Consider the following 330-nt stretch of genomic DNA (forward strand, 5'->3'; position numbering starts at 1 on the left):
CGCCCTGCCCGACGCCACCGGCAGCATTCGCGGTCTGGACAGCACCAATCTGAGCCAGGGAAACCTGTGTCGGGCAGTGGTGGAAGGCACGACGTTCGGCCTGCGCTACGGGCTTGATCTGCTGCGCGCCAGCGGCATCAAAAGCGAGAGCATCCGCCTGATCGGCGGCGGCTCGAAGAGTCCGGTATGGCGGCAGATCGTGGCTGACATCATGGATACGCCAGTGATCTGCACACGCTTGGCAGAAGCCGCTGCGCTGGGCGCGGCAATTCAGGCGGCGTGGTGCTGGTCGACGGCCAAGGGTCAACCCGACAGCCTGCAGGACCTGTG

At 65.8% G+C, this 330-nt stretch carries 1 protein-coding gene; it reads left to right on the plus strand.

Annotation, left to right across the window (positions count from 1 at the left end; all coding sequences use genetic code 11):
• On the plus strand, positions 1-330 hold a 330-nt coding region (locus EE949_RS29025), incomplete at both ends, for an FGGY-family carbohydrate kinase (protein WP_241152870.1).

This window comes from Pseudomonas viridiflava (assembly GCF_900602065.1).
Taxonomy (GTDB): Bacteria; Pseudomonadota; Gammaproteobacteria; order Pseudomonadales; family Pseudomonadaceae; genus Aquipseudomonas.